The organism is Candidatus Planktophila sp. (genome assembly GCF_046070465.1).
In the GTDB taxonomy this organism is placed as follows: domain Bacteria; phylum Actinomycetota; class Actinomycetes; order Nanopelagicales; family Nanopelagicaceae; genus Planktophila.
Genome location: NZ_JBJTMK010000097.1, coordinates 1 through 7,364 on the forward strand (window position 1 = coordinate 1; position 7,364 = coordinate 7,364).

Genomic DNA, 7,364 nt, shown 5'->3' on the forward strand with positions numbered 1-7,364 from the left:
CTCAAGGCGATGCTCGATGCATGGTTCGCTGGAGATTCAGCAAAGGCCCTTGAGATTCATCATAAGTCCCATTGCAGCCTTAGTAAGAATTGCACCTTGCGTGCGGAACGTTCCGGTAAATACTGGAAGCAACTTTTGATGAATCTCAAGCGCCTGAGCGGAATCTCCAGCGAACCATGCGTCGAGCATCGCCTTGAGTTCGGTACCAACTGTGTGGCCACAGACAGAGACGAAGCCAACCGCACCAACCGCAAGGAGTGGAAGGTTGAGAATGTCATCACCTGAGTACACAGGAATGCCGCAACGCTGGATTACCCATGAAGTGCTCGCACTATTGCCCTTAGCATCTTTGAGAGCGACGATATTGCTGACGCTATCAAAGAGACGGCAGATAGTGTCGTTTTCAATTTCAATGCCTGTGCGACCTGGAATGTCGTACATCATGATCGGCAAATCAGTTGCGGCAGCGACTGCGCGGAAGTGCGCTTCTACTCCGGCTTGCGGTGGCTTGTTGTAATAAGGAACTACAACGAGAAGACCGTCTGCTCCAGCTTCTTGTGAACGCTTAGCTTGTTCGACGGTGTAGGCAGTTTCGTTATCGCCAGCACCCGAGAGAACTTTGATGTTGGGACCGACAACGCTTTTAACAACGCGGATGATCTCGAGTTTTTCAGATGACTTTGTGGTTGGTGCTTCACCGGTCGTGCCGTTTACAGCAATGCCATCGTGGCCATTATCGACTAAGTGCTGAGCAAGAGTGGCAACGCCATCCCAATCGATAGAGCCATCCTTATTGAAAGGGGTCACCATTGCGGTGAGAAGGCGTCCGAATGGTGCATTGATACTCATGGCGGGAATCTTATCGGTTATGGCGCGACGCGACCAGATTTTTCGAAGGCGGCATAGGTAAGAGGCATCAATTTCGCAAATTCTGCCTCCATCTTCTCTGCAACCATCTCAATTTCGCGCTGCGGGTAGCTTGGAAAGTGTGATCCTTCACGTGATGTGCGTAGTGATAGGAAGTTCATCAAGGCACGTGCATTCATGGTCACATACATTGAAGAATATGTAGCAACAGGCAATACGGCACGTGCTACTTCACGAGCGATTCCTGCATCCAACATTGTCTTGTAAGAATCGTAAGCAACAACATATGCCTTCTTCATCGCTTCCACTGTTGTCTGGAATTGTTCTGTTGTGCCTGGAACGAATTCGTATGCGCCTGTCTTACCGATTTGAATCAAATTGCGATCAGCGTTAGGGATATAGAAAACTGGCTTCAATTCACGATATCGGCCAGACTCTTCGTTGTATGACGCAATGCGGTGGCGCATGAATTCGCGGAAGACGAAGATGGGTGCTGAGATAAAGAATGTCATTGAGGTGTGCTCAAACGGTGAACCATGGCGTTCGCGAGCCAAGTAGTTAATCAACCCTGCTGAACGAGCTGGATCTTCACCGATCTCATCCATCGACTGCTCGCCTGCTGTCGATACGCGAGCTGCCCAGATGACATCAGCATCGCTCGCGCTTGCCTTGATGAGCTCTACTGAGACATCGTCGCGGAAAATAATCTCTTCATGGGCGCCCAACTCTTGGCTATTTTGCTCAGACATGGTCGCACCTTATCTAGCCACCCCCCTCGAATCTCGGTAACCATGGGGCAGAATGTCCGCGTGTCCAACGTGAACCGCACCACCGCTGCAGCCTCTTTCAGCGTCTCCTTCACCGTTGGCCTCTATGGAATCGCATTTGGCGCTGCCGGAATCGCCGCCGGATTCTCGCTCTTACAAACCTGTCTCCTCTCATTGCTGACTTTCTCTGGCGCATCTCAATTTGCTGTTGTCGGAGTCTTAGGTGCAGGCGGTTCGGCGATTTCGGGAATCACCACCGCATCCCTTCTTGGAATTCGCAATGCGCTCTATGGATTACGTATGGCGCCGATCATGAGACTTAAAGGATGGAAAAGATTGGTTGGTGCACAGGTAACTATTGATGAATCCACCGGTGTCGCACTCGGTCAATCCGAACTCGGTGAAGGCGCAATGCGTCAGGGGTTCTGGTTAACTGGTATCGGTGTTTATCTCTTCTGGAATCTCTTCACCGTTGTTGGCGCTCTCGGCGCACAAGCCATGGGCGATCCAGCTGCGTGGGGACTTGATGCAGCTGTGCCTGCTGCATTTCTTGGGCTTGTCTGGCCAAGGCTTACAAATAATAAGGAACGGGCGCTTGCGGTCGCTGCCATGGCACTTTCGCTGGCTCTGACACCTTTTGTTGCGGCGGGAATTCCGATAATTAGTACCGCACTTTTAGCAGTAGTTTTTGGCTGGAAGGTGCGCACATGACTCAGCTGTGGATTGCAGTAATCGGCACCAGTGCTATCGCATTTGGATTGAAGTACTTCGGCCACAGCGTACCTGAGAAATATCTCAGCAATCCTCGCGCACTACGAATCAATACCCTGATACCGATTGCGCTTTTAAGTGCACTCGTTTCGGTACAGACGTTTGCCAATAAGAGCGCGCTAGTAATCGATCAGAGAATTGCGGGAATGACAGTTGCAGTCATAGCTCTCATGTTGAAGGCGCCATTTCCGGTAGTTGTACTTGGTTCAGCTGCAGCAAGTGCAGCTACATTTCATTTACTCTGAAATCACTCCAAGGGAAACTAACTTCGCCTTAAGGTCGTTATCTGATGGTTCAGTCATATGTGTTCCATCAGGGAAGACAATGACGGGAATTGACTGTGCTCCGCCGTTGATCTCAACAACCTTTGCAGCAGCAGTTGCATCTGCCTCAACATCGATATGTGTAATCTGGACATCGAGCTCTTCGAGAAGACGCTTTGAACGACGGCAATCTCCACACCAATCAGCGCCGTACATAGTGATATTTGTTGCATCAACCATTTGTAATCTCCTTACATGAACTTATCGAGGCCAACTGTCAGGCCAGGATGGGATGAAATCTCTCGAACACCGAGCAATACGCCCGGCATGAAACCTGCGCGATCAATAGAGTCATGACGAATCGTCAGAGTCTCACCCAGACCACCAAAGAGAACTTCCTGATGTGCAACGAGTCCGCGAAGTCGAACTGAATGGACAGGAACATCTCCTACATTGGCCCCACGTGCTCCATCGATTGATTCTGTGGTTGCATCAGGCATCGCAGGTAGCCCTGCGCGCTTACGCGCATCAGAGATGAGCGCCGCTGTACGTGCTGCGGTACCAGATGGGGCATCAACTTTGTTCGGATGGTGAAGTTCAATAATTTCAGCTGATTCAAAGTATTGAGCGGCCTTCTCTGCAAACTCCATCATCAAGATTGCTCCGATAGCAAAGTTAGGCGCAATTAGGACACCTGACTTGCTCGATGCGAGAGCTTTCTCGAGAGTTGCAATGCGATCTGCGCTAAATCCTGTCGTGCCGACAACTGCATGCATATTGTTCTTGATAAGGAATTCAAGGTTTGCCATCACCACATCTGGCGTCGTGAAATCTACGACGACCTGCGCGCCTGCGCTGACAAGAGCATCGAGTGCATCACCTTGATCAAGAGCTGCTACGAGCTCGCAATCTGGCGCTCCAGTGACGGCCTTAACGACCTCAGAACCCATGCGACCACGTGCACCTAGTACGCCTACTTTGATCATGAGTTCAACACCTTCTCAAACTTGGATGGATTCTTAAATGGTCCAACAAGAGCAAGGGTAGGTGTTTTAGTGAGATACTCGCTAGCTATTTCGCGAATGTCTTCTGCGCTTACGCGTGAGATTGCCTTCAAGATGTCATCGAAATCCATCACCTGCCCATAAACAATTTCGTTCTTGCCGATACGGCTCATGCGTGAACCAGAATCTTCTTGGCTTAATACCAACGAACCCCGGACTGCACCCTTGGCGCGTTCGATCTCCTCATGAGTCATGCCGTTATCGGCTACATCTGCCAACACTTCGCGAATAATTTCAACGACCTCAACTGCCTTTGTTGGATTGCAGCCTGCATAGAATCCGAGCGTTCCGCTGCCGGCAAATTGTTGTGCGTATGCATAAACAGAATATGCGAGTCCGCGCTTTTCACGGATCTCTTGGAAGAGTCGTGATGACATTCCCCCACCGAGAGCTGCAGACATCACGCCCATGGCAAAGCGGCGACTATCTGCACGTGCAACGCCTTCCATGCCGTAGAGCATGTGAGCTTGTTCAGTCTTGCGATACATCAATCCGACTGGAGTCTGTGGACCCTTTTTGATTGGCGTATTCGGACGAATGTTTGGCGTGCCAACAACATCAAGGAAGTTATCGCGAGAGAGCGCTTCTTCCACCATGGCGACGACGCGTTTGTGCTTAATGTTGCCAGCTACTGCGACAACGAGATCTGACGGTTGGTACTTCTTCTTGTAATAGTTAAAGACTGTGTTGCGTGACATCTTGTTGATGCTCTCGATTGTGCCCAGGATGGGACGGCCAATCTGAGTATCGCCGTAATAAGTGTCGCTAAAGAGATCGTGAACAAGATCTGATGGATCATCATCGCGCATGGCGATTTCTTCGAGAACGACCTTGCGCTCGGCGTCGACATCAAGTGCCGTGACAATCGAGGATGTAATCAGGTCGCTGACGACATCGATAGCCATCGGTAAATCTGTATCAATCACACGTGCGTAAAAGCAGGTGTACTCCTTCGAGGTGAAGGCATTCATCTCGCCACCGACAGATTCGATAGAAGATGAAATCTCTAACGCCGTACGTGACTTAGTGCCTTTAAACAGTAAGTGCTCAAGAAAATGAGAAGCACCGGCCGTAGCCGGTGCTTCATCACGTGAACCCACATTGACCCAGATGCCAACAGCCGCGCTTCGAACAGAGGGAACTTCCTCTGTAACAATGCGCAGACCGCTGGAGTGGACCGTTCTCTTAACAGACATTACTCAGCTGAAGCAGCGCCTTCTTCGAGAACTGGAACGAGAGATAACTTGCCCTTTGGATCGATCTCGCCGATCTCAACTTGGACCTTATCTCCGACCTTCATGACATCTTCAATGTTCTCAATTCGCTTTCCGCCATGCATCTTGCGAATCTGTGAAACGTGAAGGAGTCCATCCTTGCCCGGCATCAACGATACAAATGCACCGAATGTGGCGAGCTTGACGACAGTTCCGAGGTAACGCTCTCCGACCTCAGGCATCTGTGGATTTGCAATTGCATTGATCTGCGCACGCGCAGCCTCTGCAGATGGTCCATCAGTTGCACCGATGTAGATAGTTCCATCTTCTTCGATGGAAATCTCAGCGCCGGTCTCATCCTGAATCTGGTTGATGATCTTGCCCTTAGGGCCGATTACTGCGCCAATCTGATCAACAGGAATCTTGACCGAGATGATGCGAGGAGCAAATGGGCTCATCTCATCCGGAGCATCGATTGCCTCGTTCATCACATCTAGAATCTTCAAGCGAGCTTCTTTAGCTTGGAGGAGCGCTCCCTGGAGAACTGCTGCTGGAATGCCATCAAGCTTTGTATCGAGCTGGAGAGCTGTAACGAAGTCCTTTGTTCCGGCAACCTTAAAGTCCATATCTCCGAAGGCATCTTCTGCACCGAGGATATCTGTCAATGCAACGTATTCAACCTTGCCGTCGACATCATCTGAGATAAGACCCATTGCAATACCTGCTACTGGAGCCTTCAGAGGCACACCAGCTTGAAGCATTGAAAGTGTCGATGCACAGACTGAACCCATTGATGTTGAACCGTTGGATCCGAGTGCTTCAGATACCTGACGGATCGCATATGGGAACTCTGCGCGAGTTGGAAGTACAGGAATCAAAGCACGCTCTGCAAGTGCACCGTGGCCGATTTCGCGTCGCTTTGGTGTACCAACACGACCTGTTTCACCAGTTGAATATGGTGGGAAGTTATAGTTGTGCATATAACGCTTTGATGTCTCAGGGCTCAAAGTATCGAGCTGCATCTCCATCTTAAGCATATTAAGAGTTGTGATTCCAAGAATCTGTGTCTCACCGCGCTCGAAGATTGCTGAACCATGAACACGAGGAATGACCTCTACCTCTGCAGACAATGGACGGATGTCACGAAGACCGCGACCATCGATACGAATCTTGTCGCGAAGTACGCGCTGGCGTACAAGCTTCTTTGTCACAGAACGGAATGCTGCTGAAACTTCCTTCTCGCGGCCTTCAAACTGTGCTGCAAGCTTCTCTTTGACTGCATCTGAAATCTCGTCGATCTTTGTCTCACGCTCTTGCTTACCTGAGATTGTGAGCGCATCTGCGAGAGTCTTTGAAACCTCTGCATATACAGCGTCATAAGCATCTGCCTGGTAATCAAGGAAAACTGGGAAATCAGCAGTTGGCTTTGCAGCAACTGCTGCAAGCTTTGCTTGAGCATCGCAGAGTACCTTGATAAATGGCTTTGCTGCATCAAGTCCTTCGCCGACAATCTCTTCCGTTGGAACAACTGCTCCATCCTTGATGAGTTCGATTGTCTCTGAAGTCGCTTCAGCCTCAACCATCATGATTGCAACATCGTCTCCAGATACGCGACCTGCAACGACCATGTCGAATACAGCCTTATCAAGCTGTGAGTGGTTCGGGAATGCAACCCACTGACCTTCGATAAGCGCAACGCGCACTCCACCGATCGGACCAGAGAATGGAAGTCCTGCAAGCTGTGTAGATATTGATGCTGCGTTGATCGCAAGTACGTCGTACATGTGATCAGGGTTGAGTGCCATTACTGTCACAACAATCTGAACTTCGTTACGAAGACCCTTGACGAAAGATGGGCGCAATGGACGGTCGATCAAACGGCAAGTAAGGATTGCCTCTTCTGATGGACGGCCTTCACGACGGAAGAATGAACCCGGAATCTTTCCAATTGAATACATCTTCTCTTCAACATCCACTGTGAGTGGGAAGAAGTCGAATTGATCCTTAGGTGTCTTTGATGCTGTTGTTGCTGAGAAGATCATTGTGTCTTCATCGAGATATACAGCTGCAGCTCCTGCTGCCTGCTTTGCAAGGCGACCAGTTTCAAACTTGATCTCGCGCTTGCCGAACTTTCCGTTATCGATAACGGCTACTGATGACTTTACGTCTTGACCCTCCATAGGGCGCTCCTTTGTTTAAGTCAGCGCACCACAAGAGGCAAATGAATCTTCGATCGAAGTCCACGAAAATATTTTCTGAATCAGCTTTTCGTGAGCCACTACCGAGGACCATTTATCCTCGTGGGCGCTGATGCTCCAGTCGGGCTGCCGTGTGCAACCCAACTTTCCTACCAAGTACTACTTACTATTTATTTTTAATTTTATTTCTAAAGATGACCAACGATTAGCGGCGGATACC

General features: G+C 49.9%; 8 protein-coding genes. 2 read left to right on the forward strand and 6 right to left on the reverse strand.

Features of this window, described 5'->3' with window-relative positions; translation table 11 throughout:
• Positions 1 to 36 precede the first annotated feature (36 nt).
• Both dapA and thyX read right to left on the reverse strand, forming a co-directional pair.
• Complete coding sequence (gene dapA / locus ACKOVI_RS04405) at positions 37 to 849, reverse strand: 4-hydroxy-tetrahydrodipicolinate synthase (protein ID WP_509602836.1); 813 nt, start codon at positions 847 to 849, stop codon at positions 37 to 39.
• 17 nt (positions 850 to 866) lie between these two features.
• Positions 867 to 1,616 (reverse strand): FAD-dependent thymidylate synthase, encoded by a 750-nt coding sequence (gene thyX, locus ACKOVI_RS04410; protein WP_509602837.1) that lies wholly within the window; start codon positions 1,614 to 1,616, stop codon positions 867 to 869.
• A gap of 60 nt (positions 1,617 to 1,676) precedes the next feature.
• Here thyX and ACKOVI_RS04415 point away from each other — a divergent pair, with 60 nt between their 5' ends.
• The gene (locus tag ACKOVI_RS04415; protein WP_509602838.1) at positions 1,677 to 2,345 is read left to right on the forward strand and encodes an AzlC family ABC transporter permease; all 669 of its coding nucleotides are present in this window, start codon (positions 1,677 to 1,679) and stop codon (positions 2,343 to 2,345) included.
• A complete protein-coding gene (locus ACKOVI_RS04420) occupies positions 2,342 to 2,650 on the forward strand; it encodes an AzlD domain-containing protein (protein WP_509602839.1) in 309 nt (102 codons plus the stop codon). The genes ACKOVI_RS04415 and ACKOVI_RS04420 overlap by 4 nt, the downstream gene beginning before the upstream one ends.
• Here the strand turns inward: ACKOVI_RS04420 and ACKOVI_RS04425 are convergent.
• Genes ACKOVI_RS04425 through ACKOVI_RS04440 form a run of 4 tightly spaced genes read right to left on the reverse strand, consistent with a single transcriptional unit; the run spans position 2,642 to position 7,126 of the window.
• Positions 2,642 to 2,908 carry a glutaredoxin family protein gene (locus ACKOVI_RS04425; protein WP_509602840.1) on the reverse strand — a complete coding sequence of 89 codons (267 nt, stop codon included), beginning with the start codon at positions 2,906 to 2,908 and terminating at the stop codon, positions 2,642 to 2,644. The genes ACKOVI_RS04420 and ACKOVI_RS04425 overlap by 9 nt on opposite strands.
• Before the next feature lie 11 nt (positions 2,909 to 2,919).
• Positions 2,920 to 3,654, reverse strand: coding sequence for a 4-hydroxy-tetrahydrodipicolinate reductase (gene dapB, locus ACKOVI_RS04430; RefSeq protein ID WP_509602841.1), 735 nt, complete (start codon positions 3,652 to 3,654; stop codon positions 2,920 to 2,922).
• Positions 3,651 to 4,928, reverse strand: a complete 1,278-nt coding sequence (locus ACKOVI_RS04435) for a M16 family metallopeptidase (protein ID WP_509602842.1) — start codon at positions 4,926 to 4,928, stop codon at positions 3,651 to 3,653. The genes dapB and ACKOVI_RS04435 overlap by 4 nt, the downstream gene beginning before the upstream one ends.
• Positions 4,928 to 7,126, reverse strand: a complete 2,199-nt coding sequence (locus tag ACKOVI_RS04440) for a polyribonucleotide nucleotidyltransferase (RefSeq protein WP_509602843.1) — start codon at positions 7,124 to 7,126, stop codon at positions 4,928 to 4,930. The genes ACKOVI_RS04435 and ACKOVI_RS04440 overlap by 1 nt, the downstream gene beginning before the upstream one ends.
• Between the last annotated feature and the right edge of the window lie 238 nt (positions 7,127 to 7,364).